Origin of the sequence: Amycolatopsis nivea, assembly GCF_004522235.1 — a bacterium.
In the GTDB taxonomy this organism is placed as follows: Bacteria; Actinomycetota; Actinomycetes; order Mycobacteriales; family Pseudonocardiaceae; genus Amycolatopsis; species Amycolatopsis nivea.
Genome location: NZ_SDLT01000004.1, coordinates 1 through 17,385 on the forward strand (window position 1 = coordinate 1; position 17,385 = coordinate 17,385).

Consider the following 17,385-nt stretch of genomic DNA (forward strand, 5'->3'; position numbering starts at 1 on the left):
CTCGTAAGCCCCTGTCCACCGTTCGGGGTGAACCTCAATGCTCCCCCCGTCCCAGCAGCCCTGGGCCGCCTTGCTCACGCGGCTGGAGTTGTTCGCGCTGATCCCGGCGCGGGATGCACTTAGCGGACCTGTCGCTCGAACCAGGTGCGGATCTGCGCAAGCGCAGGCCCGATGTCGTTGCTGGCAAAGCACCTCTCGTAGTCAGCACGGTACCGCTTTTGAGCTTTGTCGCGTCCCTCTTCCTCTGGCGGCAGCTGCTCCTTCGGAAGCCAGCGGACCCCACTGAACCAGCCGAGCAGCCCCCTGCTCCAGTCGGTGGGAAAACTCATCACTCCGTACGCGACCGTAATTGCCGTTAACTGGTGAATCCCATGGTTCGTCACCTATCGCGCCGCGTTGAGTAACACTTAAACCTCCGCTCGGGAGTCTCTATACCCTGGAAGCTCTCCTCGTCCATCTTTTCCCTGGCACCAGTCATTGAGGAACCGGGCCCACGTAAGCGCGGCGAGCATGTGCAGCGCGATGTCTTCGCGTGTCTGAACATCGTGCACATGCTCGTCCGGTAGCGCTCGAGAAATGCGGCCCAGTGGTCATGCCAATTACAGGAGACGTAGACCCCGCCGAGCAGGCGATCGGTCAAAGTCTGATGGCAAGGTCCCACTCCATTCTCACGCGCCGGCTCGCAGGAGGCGAATCGCATGCGGCCTCATTTCCCTCGCCGACGTTATGTCGCGGCGTTGCCCCACAACGTACAGGTCGACGTGGGAGCTGCCGCCGAACCCGACGAACTCGCCGTACAGAGTGAAGGTCACCGGTTCTCCTCTGCGCGGGCGAGGTCGTCGAGCAGCTGCTACCGCGCTGGGCGAGGACGCTCGCGCCGTGCGAATCCTGGCATACCCCAACATCGGGCATATCGCGAGCACATCGCCGCGGGACACGGCTACGACACGAAGCATCGCGGATTGCTCGCGGAACTGCAGCGAGAACAACACAAACGTCGAAATCGACCTGGCGGTTACTGGATCGCGGAAACCACGGACCATGCTCCACTTAGGACTTGTGAACTGGACACAACTCGCCCGCCAACCTGCGCCAGTGCTTCAACGGACGCTCGCAGAGTGCGCTAGATGGGAACATGAAGTCGACCCCGACGGCCGATTGCTCCCGCGCGCGAAGGTCAGCGACGACAAAGCGCTGGCTTGCGTCGTCCTGTAAGACGCTATTCCATGCTCGGTGCGGCACGTCGCCGGAGCTTAGGCATACGGCTGCCGATCGCGTCGGTTGCAGTTCGGTCTGCCGCACCGCGCCAAGCCGCGTAGTGCCGGCAGCGTTGTCGTGCCCTCGCCGCGTCCCAGCCTGCCAGCGACCGTTCGAAGGTCGGTGCCAGAGGTGAGAAGTTCCGTCGCCGAGTAGTGCTGCAACTCTTTGAGCTGTGTCTCGATGGATAGCTTTGCGGCGAGCCGCGCGTACTTGCGTGTGGGCGAGCTCGGATCCCGCGGCTTGCTGAGATCAGGCTTGTCCGAGAAGAGTCACGTTTTGCCCGTCAGCGCGAGGTCCAGCCCGGCCAACTGCTCAATCGCGGCCTCGCGATGCTGCCGAAGCAGGGTCACGGTGTCCGAGTCGAGGGAAAGACGACGGCCCTGGCGCGTCTTCGTATCCTTCAGAATCATGCCGTCCGGCCCGCGAACGTAGTTCTCGTCAAGGATTACCACGGTGGCGTCCAGGTCGATGTCCTCCCATCGCTGCGCACGACTTCGCCTCGTCGTACGCCGGTGACAGCTGACAGCCAGACGTACGTCCCCACTCCGGACTGCTTTCGTGCGCGGCCTCGATAATCCGGGCTATGTCCGCACTGGACGGTGGTCGCGGCTGCTGCTTGCGCTTCGCCGGCAACTTCACCGCCGGCGCCGGGTTGGAGGGGATGTGGTTCCAGCGGAGAGCTGCGCTCAGCGCTCCGCTGATGATCGCGTGCACCGACCGGGCCGAAGAGGCGGCATAGGGCTTGCACTTGTGCGGCTGGCATTCGGTTACCACGCACCCGGCGGATTCCCAGTTGTGGGCCGTCGCCCAATCTGACTGCGGCCGACCCCGGGACCGACGGTGCCGCACTGTGCGGCATTGGTGCGGACCATCGGCCCGATGCTCGATGAACGGCTTCCCGTCGCACCGCTTCCGGCAACGCCGGAGATCGGCGTAAACGCCTCCAGCGGCGCGAACGCGTCGCGTAGCAACAGTACGAGCGGCACGTCGCCGAGCACTGGGCGAATGTGGTCGCGGATCATCCACTCGTAGTTCATCCGCGTTGTGGCGTCGATCTCAGCCTGCGGGAGCCACTGATCGAGGAGCGCGCCGAAGGTTGCCCTCGTCGCGACCTTGAGGGAATCCGATTCGCCCTGCACCCGCGTACGGCCCTTCTCGGCTTCCTTTCAGGCCGCTCGCTCGGACCGTTCGTTGCCTGGCCGCTCGATGGTCACCGAGTCGGTCAGCACGATCCATTCGCCCGTTGCGGGGTCCTTCCCGAGGGAAATCCGAACCTGGAACGTGTCACGGTGCCGGCGGATGCTTCCGCGTTTCCGTGCCCCTTCGCCTACCCTCGTGGTCATGAAGATCACGGTAGCAACGTTGGTGGACCAGACTGCGGACCAAGATCAACTTAATGGGTCCACTCTCCAGCGCGCGTATGGGCAGAAAAAGGAAACCCCCCCTCGTACGAGGGGGGGTTTCCTACTGTCTCGACCAGACAGTGCGCCCGAAGGGATTCGAACCCCTGACCTTCTGATCCGTAGTCAGATGCTCTATCCAGCTGAGCTACGGGCGCGTGTTCAGTTGTTAACCTAGCACCTGCCGAAACAGGCACCAGCGGAGGCTCCGGGATTTGAACCCGGGAGGGGGGGTTACCCCCAACCGCATTAGCAGTGCGGCGCCATAGACCAGACTAGGCGAAGCCTCCTGGGTCCTAACGACCACTGCTCAGATAGGTTACACACCCCTCCAGCCCCTCCGGAAGGCACCCCCCTCAACGCTGCAGCACCCGCCGCAACCAGGGAGAACGGCCGCCGAGGCCCTCGGCTTCGAAGGTGGCGATGCCGACGCGCGGGAGGGATCCGACGCCGGGGTAGACGAGATACCGCGGGACCCACCGGGGCTGGAACTTGGCGTTGAACCGGTAGAGGCTTTCGATCTGGATCCAGCGCGAGAAGAAGTGCAGGACTTTCGCCGAAAGGCGCGCGACCGGGCCCGCGCCGATGCGCTGGCCCTGTTCCATCAGGGCGCGGAAGGCGGCGAAGTTCAGCGACACGTGGTCGATGTCGTGCTCGCGGGAGTACAGCAGCAGCTCCGAGATCATCAGCTCGTTCACGCCGTTGTCGACGGTGCGGTCCCGGCGCATCACGTCCAGCGACAGGCCCCGCTCGCCCCACGGCACGAACTGCAGCACGCCTCGGACGCGTCCGCCCTGTTCCGCGGTGACGATCACCGAACCTGGGTCGCCCATGCGGCCCAGCGCCATCGAGAACCCGCGTTCGGTTTCGGTGCCGCGCCAGGTGGCGGCAAGGTGCACCAGCTCGGGCAGCTCGCCGGGACGCAGGTCTTCGGCCCGGCGCACCAGGACCTTGTAGCCGGCCCGCTTCGTCCGCGACGCCGCCTGCCGTACGCCGCGCATCACGCGGCCTTCCAGCGTGAACGTCTGGGTGTCGACGACCGCCTCGTCGCCGATTTCCAGTACCTCCAGGCCGAACCGGGCCCACACCGTCGCGCCCAGTTCGGACGCGCCCATCGCGGCGGGCACCCAGGCGTTGCGCTGGCAGATGTCCAGGTACTCCTCGATCGCGCCGGGCCAGGCCTCGTGGTCGCCGAGCGGGTCGGCCGAGGTCAGCGCGACGCCGGCGATCACGCGGAAGGTGACGGCCGCCTTGCCGGTCTTGGAGAAGACCGCGAACTTGTCGCGGCGCAGCGCGAAGTAGCCGAGCGAATCCCGCTCCCCGTGCTGCTTCAGCAACTCGTGCAGCCGCGCGAGTTCGTCGTCGGACAGCTCCGGCGCGGGTTCGGCCGAGCGCAGCAGGAAGTACGCCGACACCAGCACGCCGGTGATGCTGAAGATCAGCCCGATCGACGCGGACAGGTCCTCGAACCACATCTCGTGGAACACCGCGGGCCCGCTGACGCCGGTGAGCGCGAGCGCGGACTGGGACAGCCGGTCGGCGAAGCTCAGCGGGTCGAGCATCCGGGCTGGCGCGACCGACAGCAGCGCGAAGTTGAGCACGAACCCGGCCAGCACCAGTTGCAGCAGCACCCGCAGCGCGCGCCAGCGGCCGACGGTCGGGTCCGGGCGGGCGACGAAGTACCGCCGCGTGCCGAGAAGCCCAGCGAGCAGCACCATCGACACCACGCCGGCGCCGAAAACGTGCCGCAGCCCGAGGTGGGACAGCGCCAGCAGCGCGGCGAAGCCGACCGCCAGCTGCCAAGCGCGGCGTTTGCGGCGCCGGAGCCCGGCCGCGAGCATGATCAGCAACACACCGGTGACCAGTGCCACAGCGGCCGCCGCGGTGGTCGCTTCGCTCGGCAGTTCCAGCCATTTGGCGACGTGCCCGCGCACGTCGCGGCCCACCGGGACGACCGTGGACACGATCGCCAGCAGCCCGGCCAGCCTGGTCACCCACGTGATCGCGACGACCGACGTGACGCCTGCCGCCTGCCAAGTGTGCTGCGCGCGTGTCCCCGTCACCACGCGTGCAACACGCACGGCCCTGCCATGCTTCCCCCCGTTGGCGCGTTCACTCCGCGGCGAGCTCCACAAAGGGGGCCAGCGCGGCCGGGTTGGCCAGCGCGTCCGTGCTCACCGCCCTCTCCGGCGCGACTCCGGAGAGAATCCGCTTCACTGGTACTTCGCACTTCTTACCGTTCAACGTACGGGGAATCTCGGAAACGACCAGGAACCGATCGGGTACGTGTCGTGGCGACAGCGCACCGCGAATCTCTTTCCGCAGGTCAGGCTCTACCTCTTCGAGCTTCGCGCCCGGCGCGAGTACGAGAAAACACAGCAGCTGCCCGTCTTCGTTGCCCGCCGCCGACGTGTCGATGACGAGCGAGTCGGCGACCGTGGCGAACCCTTCCGCGACCCGGTAGAACTCGGCGGTGCCCATCCGGACGCCGCCGCGGTTGAGCGTCGAATCGCTGCGGCCGTAGACCACCGCCGAACCGCGGCGCGTGATCTTGACCCAATCGCCATGCCTCCAGATACCCGGGTACGTGTCGAAGTACGCCTCGCGCAGCCGGGAACCGTCCGGGTCGTTCCAGAACGAGACCGGCATGGACGGCATCGGTTCGGTGATCACCAGCTCCCCGACCTCCTCGACCACCGGCTCGCCGTGGTCGTCGAACGCCGCCGCGGCCACGCCCAGCGCGCGGCAGGACAGTTCGCCGAGCCACACCGGAACGTCCGGCGCGGCCGCGACGATCGCCGCGCACAGGTCAGTGCCGCCGGAGACCGAGCAGATCTGCACGTCCCGGCCGATCGCGTCGGCGATCCAGCGGAAACCCTCGGAGGACAACGGCGAACCGGTCGAGCCGACCACGCGCAGCGCGCTGAGGTCGTAGCGTTCGGCCGGGGCGAGACCCGCTTTGAGGCAGCTCTGGATGAACGGCGCGGACGTGCCGAAGTAGGTGACGCGGTGCTGTTCGGCCAGATGCCACAGCGCGTTCAGGTCCGGATGGCCGGGACTGCCGTCGTACAGCACGATCGTGGCACCGACGAGAAGCCCGGAGGCGATGAAGTTCCACATCATCCAGCCGGTGGTGGTGAACCAGAAGAACCGGTCCCCCGGCTCGAGCCCGCTCTGCAGGCCCAGCGCCTTGAAGTGTTCGACGACGATGCCGCCGTGGCCCTGCACGATCCCCTTCGGGAGCCCGGTCGTGCCCGAGGAATACAGGATCCACAACGGATGCGCGAAGTCCACCGGCTCGTACGCCAGCTCGCCGCCCGCGTGTTCGGCGAGCATCGCGTTCCAGTCGATGACGCCGTCCAGCGTCCCGTCGCCCAGGTATTTCACCAAAACGGTGGCTTCGATCGACGGAATCTGGTCGCGCAGCTGCTGAACGGTGTCCCGGATGTCGAATTTCCGTCCGTTGTAAGCATATCCGTTGACCGCGATGAGCACCTTCGGCTCGATCTGGGTGAACCGGTCGGCGATCGCGCGGATCCCGAAGTCCGGGGAACACGACGACCAGATCGCGCCGAGACTGGCGGTGGCGAGGAAAGCGATGAGCGTCTGCGGGCAGTTCGGCGCGAGCGCGACGACGCGATCTCCTTTGCCGACCCCGAAAGCACGCAACGCGGCGCGCGCGGCGGCAACGTGCGCGCGGAGGTCGCCGTAGGTGAATTGCTCGGCGAGCCCGTCCTCGCGGTGGAAAATCACCGCGAGTTCGTCGTCGGCCTTCGTGGCCCCGCCGGTGCCCGGGCTCAGCGAGTGCTCGGCGTAGTTGAGCGTGCCGCCGTCGAACCATTTCGCGTCCGGCATCGCGCCGGACAGGATTTCCCGTGGCTGTTCGTGCCAGCGCACGCCGAAGAACTCCGCCACCGCGGTCCAGAACTCCGGAACGTGCTCGACCGAGTAGTGCCACAGGTCGGCGTAATCGGCCAGGTCGACGCCGCGCTGCTCGCGCAGCCATCGGCGGAAGGCCTCGATCTTCGAGTCAGCGACCCGGTTCGGGTCGGGTCGCCAAAGCACCTCGGGAACAGCGGCGTTCTCGGTCACTCGCCGATGCTAACCCCGGCATGCGCGCAAAGTCCTTTTTCGACCGTGCCCACCCCGGACAGCAGCGCGCGGACGACGTCAAGGACGAACTCGCGGGTCAGGTCCTGGTGCCCGAACAGCGCGCGGAACACGACGGGGGCGGCGAACAGGTCCAGCAGCAGGTCGACGTCCTGGCCGGACTGGAGGTCCCCGCGCTCCTCGGCCTTGCGCAGGGAAACGACGCAGGCCTCCCGGCGCGGGGCCCAGAACGAGGTCAGGAAGTCCTCCCGCAGCTCCGGGTCGTCCGCCAGGTCAACGGCCAGCGCCGGGAGGACGCGGCCGAAGACCGGGTCCTCCAGGCCGATCCGGAGTGCGTCGAGGTGGCCGACGAGATCGCAGCAGGTGCACCCGGTGTCGATCTCCGCGATCCCGGTGCGCGCCTCCGCCAGTGCGGCGACCACCACGTGTTTCTGGCTTTTCCACCGGCGCCGGATGGCGGGTTTGGTGGTGCCCGCGCGCTGGGCGATGGCCTCCATGGTCAGCGCCGAATAGCCGGATTCCCGGACCAGTTCGCACACCGCGACCAGCACGGCGTGGTCGATCCGCTCGTCGCGTTGGCGCGCCATGAATTCTCCCGCTATCCGTTGAGCAGCACGACCTTACCGAACGATTTCCCCTGCTCCACGTGCTGGAGGGCAGCCGCGGCGCCGGCGAGCGGGAACGTTTGGTCGCGCACGGCGGCGAGCTGACCGTCTTCCACGAGCTCGAGGACGCGGTCCCACGACTTCCGGCGTTCTTCCGGCGGCACCGAGGTCAGGCTGAACGCGAACAACGTCGGCGACTTGTGGAAATCGCGCATCAGCGGCTCGAACGCTTCCGGTTCCGGGACACCCGCCGTTCCTCCACAAAGGACATAGCGACCGTTGGGGCGCAACAGTTCCAGATGCTCCCGGACCTGCGGTCCAGCCGCGGTGTCGATGATGACGTCGTAAGTCTCCTCGGGACGCTCGCGGGTGCGGTCGACGATTTTCGCGGCACCGAGAGTCCGGAGCCGTTCGCCGTACTCCGCCGAGGACGTCACTGCGGTGACCTCGGCACCGCGAGCGTGGGCGATCTGGGTCGCGAGCACGCCGATCCCGCCGCTCGCGCCGCGGACGAGCACCCGTTCGCCAGGTGCCACCCCAGCCCGATGCACCGCGCTCTCGGCGACCATCGCGTTCACGCCGAGAGCGACCGCGTCGGCCGGATCGAGGTTTTCGGGCACGGGGTACAGCTGGTCCGCGTCGGCGACGACCTGCTCGGCGTAGCCGCCGGAAAGGACCAGCGCCAGCACTCTCCGCCCGTCCCGCATCCGGCCGACGACCTCGACGCCCGGCACTGAGGTGGTGCCATTCCGCAGATTCATGATGTCGAAGTAGCCGACGCCGATGGCCTCGACCTCGACGGCGGCTTGCCCTGGGCCAGGAGCCGGGTCAGGGGTATCGGCCAGGACGAGTCGCTGCTGGGGTTCGACAAGCACCGCTTTCACAGGTGGTTCCTCTCGCGTTAACGTTTCGATCCGGATCGGAACGTTATGCGAGTGCGCAGCGACCCGTCAAGGGTGCTGCCGAAGATCAGCGGAGGTGCGCGTTGAACCAGTCGAGGGTGCGCTGCCAAGCCTCTTCCGCCGCGCTGGGATCGGCGTCGAAGCGGTGGTTGGCACCCGGATAGTGCACGACGTTCGTCGCGACTTTGGCCGACGCCGCGGCCTCGCGCAGCTGCTCCACCTCGGCCTCGCCCGCCTCGTCCCCGGCATCGCCGTACATGCCGAGCCACGGGCTGGTCACGCGTCCGGCGATTTCCAGCAGCTTCGGCAGTTCCGCCACCGCCTGGCCGCCGACGCTCACCGCCGCGCCGAACTTGCGGTGCGAGGCGACTACCAGCGCCGCCGTGCCGCCGAGGTCGAAGCCGACGACGCCGCGCAGGTCGGCCTCGACGCCGCGGTCGGTGAGCCATTCGAGCGTGCGGTCGGTGGCGTCGAGCAGGTCGCGCTGGGTGAGCTTTTCGCCGGATTCGATGTGCGGGGTGACGGTGAGCCAGCCTTCGCCGGCAAGGCTTTTGACCAGCAGCAGGACGCCGTCGGTGACCCCGTCGCCCTCGTGCAGGACCACCAGGCCGCCGCGAAGAGCGCCGTCGGGTTCGGCGAAGGTGAGGCGGAGGGTGCTGCCGTCGGTACGCTGGTGATCCACGGTGGTCGTCGACGTCATCGCCTCATGCAATCACCTCTGGGTGAACATTGGGAACCTTTCCGGATCCGCCGGGGCGAGATACGGTGACCCCGTCGTCCCGTGAAAACCGAGGAGTTCCGACGATGCCGTCCCTCGCCCCCCGCCCTGACCTCGATTCGTTGCCGAAGTACGTCCCTGGCCGGACGATCGAAGGGGCCGTCAAGCTCGCGAGCAATGAGGTGCCCGGCGGTCCGCTGCCGAGCGTCCAGGCGGCGATCACGGCTGCGGTCACCGGAGTGAACCGCTACCCGGACAACGGTTCCCAGGCTTTGCGCGAGCGGCTTTCGCGGCGGCTGGACGTGCCTGCCGAACGCCTCGCGATCGGCTGCGGTTCGGTTTCGCTGTGCCAGCAGATGATCCAGGCGCTGTGCGGTCCCGGCGACGAGGTGCTGTTCGGCTGGCGGTCGTTCGAGGCCTACCCGATCGTGGTGCAGGTGGCGCTCGCGACGGGCGTGAAGGTTCCGCTGACGCCGGAGCACGGGCTGGACCTCGACGCGATGCTGGCGCGGATCACCGACCGCACGAAGCTGGTGTTCGTCTGCAACCCCAACAACCCGACCGGCACCGTGCTGCACCGGGACGAGATCGAGCGGTTCCTCGAAGCGGTGCCGCCGCACGTGCTCGTGGTGCTGGACGAGGCGTACAAGGAATTCGTCACCGACCCCGAGGTGCCGGACGGCGTCGAGTTCACGCGGACGCACAGCAATGTGGCGGTGCTGCGCACGTTCTCGAAAGCGTACGGACTCGCCGGGCTGCGGGTCGGTTACGCGGTGGCTCCGGAGCCGATCGCGCAGGCGCTGCAGCAGGTGTACGTGGCGTTCTCGGTGAACAGCATCGCGCAGGTGGCCGCGATCGCGTCGCTCGACGCGGAGGACGAACTGCTCGCCCGGTGCCAGGAAATCATCTCCGAGCGCACCCGCGTGCGGGACGCGTTGCTGGAGATGGGCTACGAGATCCCGCCGACCCAGGCGAACTTCGTGTGGTTCCCGCTCGGCGATGCCACCGCGGCCTTCGCCGAACACATGCTGGACCGGAAGCTGGTCGTGCGCCCGTTCCCCGGCGAGGGCGCGCGCGTGACGATCGGAACGCCGGAGGAGAACGACCTGTTCCTGGCCGCGGCCAAGGAATTCCGCGCTATTTGAGCACCAGCTGCACGACCGCGGCGAGCCCGATCACGACGATCACGCCGCGCAACACGGTGGGCGGCAGCTTGCGGCCGATCCTGGCCCCGAGCTGCCCGCCGATCGTGGACCCGAGCGCGAGCAGCCCGATCACCGGCCAGCTCACCGGGGCGACGAACGCGTAAATCGTGCCGGCGACGATGTTCACGACCGCGGACAGCACGTTCTTGACGCCGTTGAGCCGCTGCAGCGGTTCGGACAGCAGCATGCCCATGACGGCCATCATCATCACGCCCTGCGCGGCGGTGAAGTAACCGCCGTAGATGCCGATGACGAACAGCAGCCCGAACAGCAACGGCCCGGCGTGATGCTCGCGCCCGTTGGCCTCGCGGCGCTTCTGCACCCACTTCGACACCTTCGGCTGAACGATCACGAGCACGACGGCGAGCCCGACGAGCACCGGAACGATCTTCTCGAAGGCGTCCTTGGGCAGCGTCAGCAGGAGAACGGTGCCGCCGATGGCCCCGAAGAACGAGGCGACCGCGAACCGCACCACCTGCGGCCAGTAGCCGACCAGCTCATGCCGGTAGCCATAGGCCCCGCTGATCGTCCCCGGCGCGAGCCCGACCGCGTTCGACGTCGTAGCCGTCACCGGCGGATACCCCAGCGCGACGAGCACCGGAAAGGTCACGAGCGTCCCGGAACCGACGACGGTGTTGATCGTCCCGGCCCACATCCCGGCAATGAAGATGACGACGGCATGCCACCAGGTCATAAAGCACTCACCCGCTGACCCTAAGCAGCACCCCCGACACCCGGCGACGCGATGTGTCCGGTCAGACACTTGACGGGACCGTCTCGGGGCGCGGGGAGGCTCGGTGATGGGCCTGGGTTCAGCTCACCGGTTGCCTGCCGTGCGCACACCCGACGGCATCACCCGTGAGCCACCGCGCCCGCGCCATGCACGCGCGCCAGCTGCACGCCATGCACACGCAACGACTGCCCGCCGCGAACGCACGCCCAACGGCATCACCCACGAGCCAACACGGCCGCGTGCATGCGCACCCGCCCGTCATGCCCGCACAGTCGACCGCGTCGTCCGCGAGCCGACGCCTCGCCGCGCACACGCGCCAACTGCACGCCATGCACACGCATCGGCTGCCCGCCGCGCCCGCACACCCGCAACCCGCCGCGCACACGCACCCGTGGCCTGCCGCGCATGCTCACCGGTTGGCCGCCGCGCACGCAGACCCGACGGCACCGCCCGCAAGCCGACACCTCCGTCGCGCCCACACACCCGACGGCATCACCAGCGAGCCGACACACGTCCGCCAGCGCACGTCCCACTTCGCCTACCGAGCCCGCGCTTCACCCGCGCCACTCGTCCGAACCAGCTTCCCCCTCCGCACCCCTCCTTCCATCCCCATTCCCGCCTAAACCGCCAACCAGCACTTCACCGCTCAAAAACGCAAAACTCATTCCCCTCCGGATCCGCCATCACCCACCACTCCCGGTCCTCGCCCCGCTCCGCCACCATCCGTGCTCCGGCGGCACGCAGCTCAGCCGGATCTCCCCACACGTCCAGGTGCATCCGGTTCTTCACCGTCTTGCGCTCCGGCACCGGGTTCAGCCAGAGCAACGGACCCTCCCCGGCCGGGTCGACGATGGCGACCGGCCAGTCCGGCGGGCTCTCTCCGGGCGGACTTCGGCGGACGTAGCCGAGCGTCGAACACCACCAGTCTGCTTGTGCCTGGTGGTCGAGTGCGTCCAGTGCCAGATCCTTGAACTTCGCGGTCATGGTCCCTCCCTTTCCCGCCAAAGATCGTGACACCCGCCACCGACAATTTCGCGCGGCTCGGGTCGCCAGCTGCCAGGATGGGCGGCGTGGCTCACGAATCCGAGCAGGTCTGGAGCGCCACGGTCGACCATCTGCGCACGATGATCGACTCGGGCGAGCTCCCGCCGGGCTCGCGCCTGCCCGCGGAACGCGCGCTGTGCGAGCAGCTCGGCATCAGCCGCGGGTCGTTGCGGCAGGCGTTGCGGGTCCTGGATTCGATCGGTTACGTCCAGATCCGCGCCGGGTCAGGCACCTACGTCCGCGAGCAAGGCACTGCGGAAAGCCCGCTGAGCAGCTGGTTTTCCGAGCACGAACAGCTGGTGGAGAAGCTGTTCGACCTCCGCGCGACCGTCGAGCCGACCCTCGCCGAGCGGCTCGCGACGCAGCACACGCCGCGCGTCGTGCAGCGGCTCGCGGACAACGTCGCGGAGATGGAGGAGGCCGCGGCGGCCGGGGACATGCTGCGCGTCATCGCGACGGACGCCGAGTTCCATCGGGTGATCGCGGGCAACGCGGGCAATGACGACGTCGCGGACCTGCTCCGTTCGGTGCTCGCCCTGGTCGGTGAGGAACGCCGGGCTGCCCTGCGGCTTCCTGGGCAGATCCGCAAGGCCGTCGCCGAGCACCGCGCGATCCTCGACGCCATCAGCCGGTCGGACGCGGCCGCGGCGCGCGAGATCACGCTCAAACACCTGCTGGACGCGAAAACCTACGCCCACGACTACGCGTCTTCCTGAATCAGCACCCGCGCAACACGGCGCGATCAGCGCTACAGTCTTCACAAGTTTATAAAAAGATTGATATCAAGGGGGTCCGGCCGTGGAGAAAGTGCACTTCACCGAGGAGAAGGCGACCAACCTGGGCACGCTGTACGGCCGCGCCCTCGACGCTCGCCGCAAAGACCCGATTCTCGGTGACACCGCGGCGGACGAAGCGGTCAAGAAGATCGACTACGACTTCAGCAAGCTCGGCGTCAACGAAAACTCCTCGGTCTCTGTCGCGATCCGGGCGCGCGCGATCGACGCGATGGCCGCCGAGTGGCTCGCCGAGCACCCGGACGCGATCGTCGTGCACCTCGGCTGCGGGATGGACACCCGCGTGTACCGGCTCGACCCGCCGCCCTCTGTCGCGTGGTTCGACGTGGACTATCCCGAGGTCGTGGACGTCCGCGGCCGGATCTACCCGGAACGCCCGGGGTACGCCATGATCGGCTCGTCGGTCACCGATTTCGGCTGGCTCGACCAGGTTCCCGGCGACCGCGAGGCGCTGATCGTGGCCGAGGGGCTCACCATGTACCTCACCGCGGAGTCCGGGACCGAACTGGTCCGCAGGCTCGTCGGCAGGTTCCCGTCCGGCCGGATCGTGGCCGATTTCTTCAGCTCGCTCGGCGTCAAGGCGCAGATGATCAACCCGGTGGTCCGCCGCTCGGGCGCGACTTTGCATTGGGGCATCGACGATCCGCACGAACTCGAACGCTACGGCCTGCGCCTGGTGTCCTGTTTGGACGCGACCGAGTGGGCGAGCGACGAAGTCCTCGCGAAGATCCCGGCCGGGTCCCGGCTGGCCTTGCGCGCGTCGGCGCTGTTCCCGGTGATCCGGAAAATGGGCCGGATCGCCGAATGGGATTTCTGAACCCCTGACCGGAACCGCGGCAACGGCGGTTACCGGGTTTCCAGCACCCGTGCCACGAACCGGCTGATCTTCTCGTTCATCCGCTCGACGGCTTCCTCCTGTGTGAGCGTCTCCTTCGGCTGCGGCACCGCGGGCTTGAGCTCGCCGCGCAGATACGCGCTGCACGCCAGGTCGGCGCACAAATACGTGCCGACCGTATTGCCGTCGCGGCCGGCTTTCCCGGCGAGCCGCGCGCTGAACAGCGTGATGTCGGCGAGCGGATGTGTCGTGGTGCAGAACGCGCAGATGTTGCTGCGCACCCGTGATTTCGCCGGCGGCGCGGCGCGCAGCGACAGGCCGATCAGCTCGTCGCCGTGCGGCACGACGAGGTACGCCCGGCCGGGAGCCTTCACGTCGCGCCAGCCGAGGAAGTCGCGCTTCTCCCACGGGACGTCCGCGGGCAGCGTGACGGACTTGGCTTCCCCGCGAGAACAGTTGACGAACGAGGCGCGGATCTCCGCGGGGTCGAGCGGTTGCATACGGCCACGCTAACCATCGCTCCGCCGCGGCGGCGACCGCTTTTTTCGCTCCCGGCCCCGCCACCCCATACGATCTGCGGGTGCGCACGATGATCGCGGGGAGGTTCCGGCTGGTTCTGCGCACCAGTCTGGGCTTCGCCGCGCTCGGTGTCGGGTCGAGTGTCGCCGGCGCCGGAGTCGTCGCGTTGCTGCTGCTTCTGCAGGGATTGCCGGAGGACGTCGACGACCGCGGCTGGGTGCTCGGCGTCACCGCGGCCGGGGTGGTCGCGCTCGCCCTGATCGTCGGCACGCTCTGGACCGCCTACCTGCAGCGCCGCACCGTGGTGTGGTTCACGATCGGCCGCCCGCCGACCGCGGACGAGGCGAAACGCGCGCTGCGGCTGCCGTTCGACATGGCTGTGGTGAGCGGCACGCTCTGGCTGATCGGGGCGCTCGCGCTGGGCATTCTGGCCGGCGTTCTCGGTTCGCTCGGCGACGCGGCGGGCATCGCGCTCACCATCGGGCTCGGCGGGCTGACCACGGTCGGACTCACCTACCTTGCTGCGGAATGGGTAGCGCGTCCGGTGATGACGATGGCGCTCGACGTGCTGCCGCCGCGCGGTTCGCTGCCGGTCACGGTGCTTACCCGGCTGGTCGTCACCTGGGTGCTGGCGAGCGGCGTGCCGCTGATCGGCGTGCTCCTCGTGACCACGCCGCCGGATCTCGGCCGCAACGGAAACCCGACGGCGAGCCTGATCGTGCTGTCCGTGACCGGCCTGACGACCGGCGCGATCGGCACCGCGCTCCTGTCCCGCGCCGTCGCCGCGCCGCTGCACCGGCTGCGGATCGCGCTGGACGGCATCGCGCGCGGACGCAAGGACGTGCACGTCGACGTGGACGACTCCAGCGAGATCGGGATGCTGCAGACGTCGGTCAACGACCTCGCCGCCGGCCTGCGCGAACAGGACCGGATGCGCGATCTCTTCGGCCGCCACGTCGGCACCGACGTCGCCCGGCACGCGCTCGAATACGGCGCTTCGCTCTCCGGCGACGTCCGCGAGGTCACCGCGTTGTTCGTGGACGTCGTGGACTCGACAGCGCTCGCGTCGCGCACTCCGCCGCAGGAACTGGTCGAGAAGCTGAACCGGTTTTTCGCGAGCGTGGTGTCCGCGGTGGACGCTCGGGGCGGGCTGGTCAACAAGTTCCAGGGCGACGCCGCGCTGTGCGTTTTCGGCGCGCCGACCCGGCTGTCCGACGGCCCGACGATGGCGCTCGCCGCGGCCCGCGCGATCCGCGACGCGGTGCTGGCGGAAGGCGAACTCGACCTGGGGATCGGCGTCGCGACCGGACAGGTGTTCGCCGGGCAGCTCGGTGCGTCGAGCCGCCTGGAGTACACCGTGATCGGCGACGCGGTGAACGAGGCCGCGCGGCTCACCGAACACGCGAAAGCGGTTCCGTCGCGGGTGCTCGCCAGCGAAACGACAGTGAAAGCCGCGCTGGGCGGCGAACGGGAACACTGGCGGCTGCACGGCGAACTCCACCTCCGCGGCCGCCACCGCGAGACCCGGACCTGGACGACCTAGAGTTCCCGGCCTTCGTTCATCGCCTCCGTGATCCGGGCCAGAAAGTCCCGCACCACAGCGCTTTCCGCCGCGTTGAGCGTGCGCGACACCGCGTCCAGCTTCTCGATCGGCGGCCGCCACACCGCCGCCGCGATCTCCCGGGCGGCATCGGTGACCGTGACCGCCACCCGCCGCCGGTCGGTGTCGCTGCGGACGCGCGCCAGGTAACCGGCCTCTTCCATCCGGTCCACGAGCGTGGTCGCCGACGGTCCGCTGATCCCGAGGCGGCGGCCCAGTTCCACCGGCCCCATCGGCCCGTGGTGGTTGAGGATCGCGATCGCGGTGAGGTCGTTCGCGTTCATCTCGACGCTCTTCGCCATCCGCGCCATCAGGTCACGGCTGGCCTCGATGACGTCCCGCACCGCGAAGGTCGTCTCGTTCATGTTCGCGAGCGCTGCCTGGTTCTCGTCCACGCGACCCTCCTTGTCAGTAGAGAAACTAATAGATAGGTTATCTATGTACCTCAGCAACGGCAAGGAGGAGCACCATGACCCGTCGCAGTCTTCTCGTCTCCGGAGCCAGCATCGCCGGTCCCGCGCTCGCTTCCCGGCTCGCGCGCTCCGGCTGGGACGTCACCATCGTCGAACGGTTCGATCATCTGCGCGAGGAGGGCCAGAACGTCGACATCCGCGGCGTCGGCCGCCAGGTGTTGCGCAAGATGGGGCTCGAAGAGGCGGTCCGCGCCGCGCACACCGGCGAGGTCGGCACGCAGTTCGTGGACGGACACGGCCGCGTGGTCGCCGAGTTCCGCGCCGGCGAGGGCGATTCCGGAGGCGGGACTGCCGAGATCGAAATCCTGCGCGGCCAGCTGTCGAGACTGCTGTACGAGCAGTCAGCCGGCGAGACGACGTATCGATTCGGCGACCAGATCCAGGCGTTGCACGACGACGGCACCGGCGTGGACGTCGATTTCCAGAGCGGCCAAACTCAGCGCTTCGACGCCGTCGTCATTGCCGAAGGCCTGCGCTCCCGCACCCGCGCGATGCTGATGCCGGACGCGCGTCCGCACGAACTCGGCCTCTACACCGCACACCTCGCGATCCCGCGCATCGCCACCGACAACGCTTGGTGGCGCACGATGTTCTGCGGCCGCGGCCGGATGTTGTTCCTGCGTCCGGACAACGTCGGCACGATGCGCGCCGGACTGTTCTTCCTGTCCGACGTGCGCGGACTGGACCGGCTCACCCCCGAAGACACCGTGTCCGTGCTGCGCAAGACGTACGCCGACGTCGGCTGGGAAGGGCCGCGCGTACTGGCCGAAATGGACAACGGCTCGCTTTACCTGGAGGGCGTCGGCCAGACGAAACTGCCGACGTGGCACCAAGGCCGGGTCGTCTTGCTCGGCGACGCCGCGTACTGCGCTTCACCGATCAGCGGCATGGGCACGACGCTCGCCCTGACCGGCGCGTACATCCTGGCCGGAGAGCTCATGGCGCACGAAGACCCGCAGGCGGCGTTCGGTCAGTACGAACACCGGATGCGGCCGCTGGTCGCCGAGGCGCAGAGGCTTTTCCCCGGTGCGCCGCAGGTGACGATGCCGAGGTCGCGGGCGCATCGGACCGCGCTTCACGCCGCGCTGCGGATGGCGAGCACGCCGTTGGCGCAGCGGCTGGGCAAGGTCGCGGGACGGTTCGAGAAGCCGCGTTCGGAAGCGATCGCGCTGCCGGAGTACGCGTAG

At 68.3% G+C, this 17,385-nt stretch carries 18 protein-coding genes and 2 tRNA genes; 6 read left to right on the top strand and 14 right to left on the bottom strand.

Annotated elements, in window-relative coordinates; translation table 11 throughout:
• Positions 1 to 1,529: 1,529 nt before the first annotated feature.
• Positions 1,530 to 1,712: a hypothetical protein gene (locus EIZ44_RS05770; RefSeq protein WP_134727918.1), complete on the bottom strand. Its 183-nt coding sequence runs from the start codon at positions 1,710 to 1,712 to the stop codon at positions 1,530 to 1,532.
• Positions 1,713 to 1,843: 131 nt separating this feature from the next.
• Here EIZ44_RS05770 and EIZ44_RS44590 point away from each other — a divergent pair, with 131 nt between their 5' ends.
• Complete coding sequence (locus EIZ44_RS44590; protein WP_167753989.1) at positions 1,844 to 1,999, top strand: hypothetical protein; 156 nt, start codon at positions 1,844 to 1,846, stop codon at positions 1,997 to 1,999.
• Between the two features lie 28 nt (positions 2,000 to 2,027).
• On the opposite strand, the gene EIZ44_RS05775 is transcribed toward EIZ44_RS44590, so the two are convergent.
• The 9 genes from EIZ44_RS05775 to EIZ44_RS05810 form a co-directional block, all read right to left on the bottom strand.
• Complete coding sequence (locus EIZ44_RS05775; protein ID WP_134727919.1) at positions 2,028 to 2,399, bottom strand: tyrosine-type recombinase/integrase; 372 nt, start codon at positions 2,397 to 2,399, stop codon at positions 2,028 to 2,030.
• Positions 2,400 to 2,426: 27 nt separating this feature from the next.
• A complete protein-coding gene (locus tag EIZ44_RS44595) occupies positions 2,427 to 2,603 on the bottom strand; it encodes a hypothetical protein (RefSeq protein ID WP_167753992.1) in 177 nt (58 codons plus the stop codon).
• Between the two features lie 141 nt (positions 2,604 to 2,744).
• Positions 2,745 to 2,818: transfer RNA gene (locus tag EIZ44_RS05780), tRNA-Arg, on the bottom strand.
• A 42-nt stretch (positions 2,819 to 2,860) separates the two neighbouring features.
• A tRNA-Ser gene (locus EIZ44_RS05785) sits at positions 2,861 to 2,950 on the bottom strand.
• A gap of 66 nt (positions 2,951 to 3,016) precedes the next feature.
• On the bottom strand, positions 3,017 to 4,726 hold the full coding sequence (locus EIZ44_RS05790) for a phosphatidylglycerol lysyltransferase domain-containing protein (RefSeq protein ID WP_134728052.1): 1,710 nt from the start codon (positions 4,724 to 4,726) through the stop codon (positions 3,017 to 3,019).
• Positions 4,727 to 4,772: 46 nt separating this feature from the next.
• Positions 4,773 to 6,752: an acetoacetate--CoA ligase gene (locus EIZ44_RS05795; RefSeq protein WP_134727920.1), complete on the bottom strand. Its 1,980-nt coding sequence runs from the start codon at positions 6,750 to 6,752 to the stop codon at positions 4,773 to 4,775.
• The gene (locus tag EIZ44_RS05800; protein WP_134727921.1) at positions 6,749 to 7,357 is read right to left on the bottom strand and encodes a TetR/AcrR family transcriptional regulator; all 609 of its coding nucleotides are present in this window, start codon (positions 7,355 to 7,357) and stop codon (positions 6,749 to 6,751) included. Before EIZ44_RS05800 ends, EIZ44_RS05795 begins: the two co-directional genes overlap by 4 nt.
• A gap of 11 nt (positions 7,358 to 7,368) precedes the next feature.
• The gene (locus tag EIZ44_RS05805; RefSeq protein WP_134663929.1) at positions 7,369 to 8,259 is read right to left on the bottom strand and encodes a quinone oxidoreductase family protein; all 891 of its coding nucleotides are present in this window, start codon (positions 8,257 to 8,259) and stop codon (positions 7,369 to 7,371) included.
• 85 nt (positions 8,260 to 8,344) lie between these two features.
• Positions 8,345 to 8,977 carry a dienelactone hydrolase family protein gene (locus tag EIZ44_RS05810; RefSeq protein WP_037807230.1) on the bottom strand — a complete coding sequence of 211 codons (633 nt, stop codon included), beginning with the start codon at positions 8,975 to 8,977 and terminating at the stop codon, positions 8,345 to 8,347.
• A 104-nt stretch (positions 8,978 to 9,081) separates the two neighbouring features.
• On the opposite strand from EIZ44_RS05810, the gene hisC reads away from it, so the two are divergent.
• Entirely contained in the window at positions 9,082 to 10,140 is a 1,059-nt protein-coding gene (gene hisC, locus EIZ44_RS05815; RefSeq protein WP_134727922.1) for a histidinol-phosphate transaminase, read from the top strand.
• Here the strand turns inward: hisC and EIZ44_RS05820 are convergent.
• Entirely contained in the window at positions 10,133 to 10,894 is a 762-nt protein-coding gene (locus EIZ44_RS05820) for a sulfite exporter TauE/SafE family protein (RefSeq protein ID WP_037807224.1), read from the bottom strand. The genes hisC and EIZ44_RS05820 overlap by 8 nt on opposite strands.
• A 678-nt stretch (positions 10,895 to 11,572) precedes the next feature.
• Positions 11,573 to 11,917, bottom strand: coding sequence for a VOC family protein (locus tag EIZ44_RS05825; RefSeq protein WP_037807221.1), 345 nt, complete (start codon positions 11,915 to 11,917; stop codon positions 11,573 to 11,575).
• A 77-nt stretch (positions 11,918 to 11,994) separates the two neighbouring features.
• Between EIZ44_RS05825 and EIZ44_RS05830 the strand changes: the two genes are divergently transcribed.
• Complete coding sequence (locus tag EIZ44_RS05830; protein WP_037807218.1) at positions 11,995 to 12,693, top strand: FadR/GntR family transcriptional regulator; 699 nt, start codon at positions 11,995 to 11,997, stop codon at positions 12,691 to 12,693.
• An 82-nt stretch (positions 12,694 to 12,775) separates the two neighbouring features.
• Positions 12,776 to 13,588: a class I SAM-dependent methyltransferase gene (locus tag EIZ44_RS05835; protein ID WP_037807216.1), complete on the top strand. Its 813-nt coding sequence runs from the start codon at positions 12,776 to 12,778 to the stop codon at positions 13,586 to 13,588.
• Between the two features lie 29 nt (positions 13,589 to 13,617).
• Here the strand turns inward: EIZ44_RS05835 and EIZ44_RS05840 are convergent, their stop codons facing one another.
• Complete coding sequence (locus EIZ44_RS05840; RefSeq protein ID WP_134727923.1) at positions 13,618 to 14,106, bottom strand: FBP domain-containing protein; 489 nt, start codon at positions 14,104 to 14,106, stop codon at positions 13,618 to 13,620.
• An 89-nt stretch (positions 14,107 to 14,195) separates the two neighbouring features.
• On the opposite strand from EIZ44_RS05840, the gene EIZ44_RS05845 reads away from it, so the two are divergent.
• Complete coding sequence (locus EIZ44_RS05845) at positions 14,196 to 15,668, top strand: adenylate/guanylate cyclase domain-containing protein (RefSeq protein WP_037807674.1); 1,473 nt, start codon at positions 14,196 to 14,198, stop codon at positions 15,666 to 15,668.
• On the opposite strand, the gene EIZ44_RS05850 is transcribed toward EIZ44_RS05845, so the two are convergent.
• A complete protein-coding gene (locus tag EIZ44_RS05850) occupies positions 15,665 to 16,120 on the bottom strand; it encodes a MarR family winged helix-turn-helix transcriptional regulator (RefSeq protein ID WP_051728591.1) in 456 nt (151 codons plus the stop codon). The genes EIZ44_RS05845 and EIZ44_RS05850 overlap by 4 nt on opposite strands.
• A gap of 74 nt (positions 16,121 to 16,194) precedes the next feature.
• On the opposite strand from EIZ44_RS05850, the gene EIZ44_RS05855 reads away from it, so the two are divergent.
• A complete protein-coding gene (locus EIZ44_RS05855) occupies positions 16,195 to 17,385 on the top strand; it encodes an FAD-dependent monooxygenase (RefSeq protein ID WP_037807211.1) in 1,191 nt (396 codons plus the stop codon).

Coding starts and splice junctions, on each gene's coding strand:
- EIZ44_RS44590 (WP_167753989.1), top strand. CDS start 1,844: ATGTCCGCACTGGACGGTGGTCGCGGCTGCTGCTTGCGCTTCGCCGGC.
- EIZ44_RS44595 (WP_167753992.1), bottom strand. CDS start 2,603: ATGACCACGAGGGTAGGCGAAGGGGCACGGAAACGCGGAAGCATCCGC.
- EIZ44_RS05800 (WP_134727921.1), bottom strand. CDS start 7,357: ATGGCGCGCCAACGCGACGAGCGGATCGACCACGCCGTGCTGGTCGCG.
- EIZ44_RS05810 (WP_037807230.1), bottom strand. CDS start 8,977: ATGACGTCGACGACCACCGTGGATCACCAGCGTACCGACGGCAGCACC.
- hisC (WP_134727922.1), top strand. CDS start 9,082: ATGCCGTCCCTCGCCCCCCGCCCTGACCTCGATTCGTTGCCGAAGTAC.
- EIZ44_RS05820 (WP_037807224.1), bottom strand. CDS start 10,894: ATGACCTGGTGGCATGCCGTCGTCATCTTCATTGCCGGGATGTGGGCC.
- EIZ44_RS05825 (WP_037807221.1), bottom strand. CDS start 11,917: ATGACCGCGAAGTTCAAGGATCTGGCACTGGACGCACTCGACCACCAG.
- EIZ44_RS05830 (WP_037807218.1), top strand. CDS start 11,995: ATGGGCGGCGTGGCTCACGAATCCGAGCAGGTCTGGAGCGCCACGGTC.
- EIZ44_RS05840 (WP_134727923.1), bottom strand. CDS start 14,106: ATGCAACCGCTCGACCCCGCGGAGATCCGCGCCTCGTTCGTCAACTGT.
- EIZ44_RS05845 (WP_037807674.1), top strand. CDS start 14,196: ATGATCGCGGGGAGGTTCCGGCTGGTTCTGCGCACCAGTCTGGGCTTC.
- EIZ44_RS05855 (WP_037807211.1), top strand. CDS start 16,195: ATGACCCGTCGCAGTCTTCTCGTCTCCGGAGCCAGCATCGCCGGTCCC.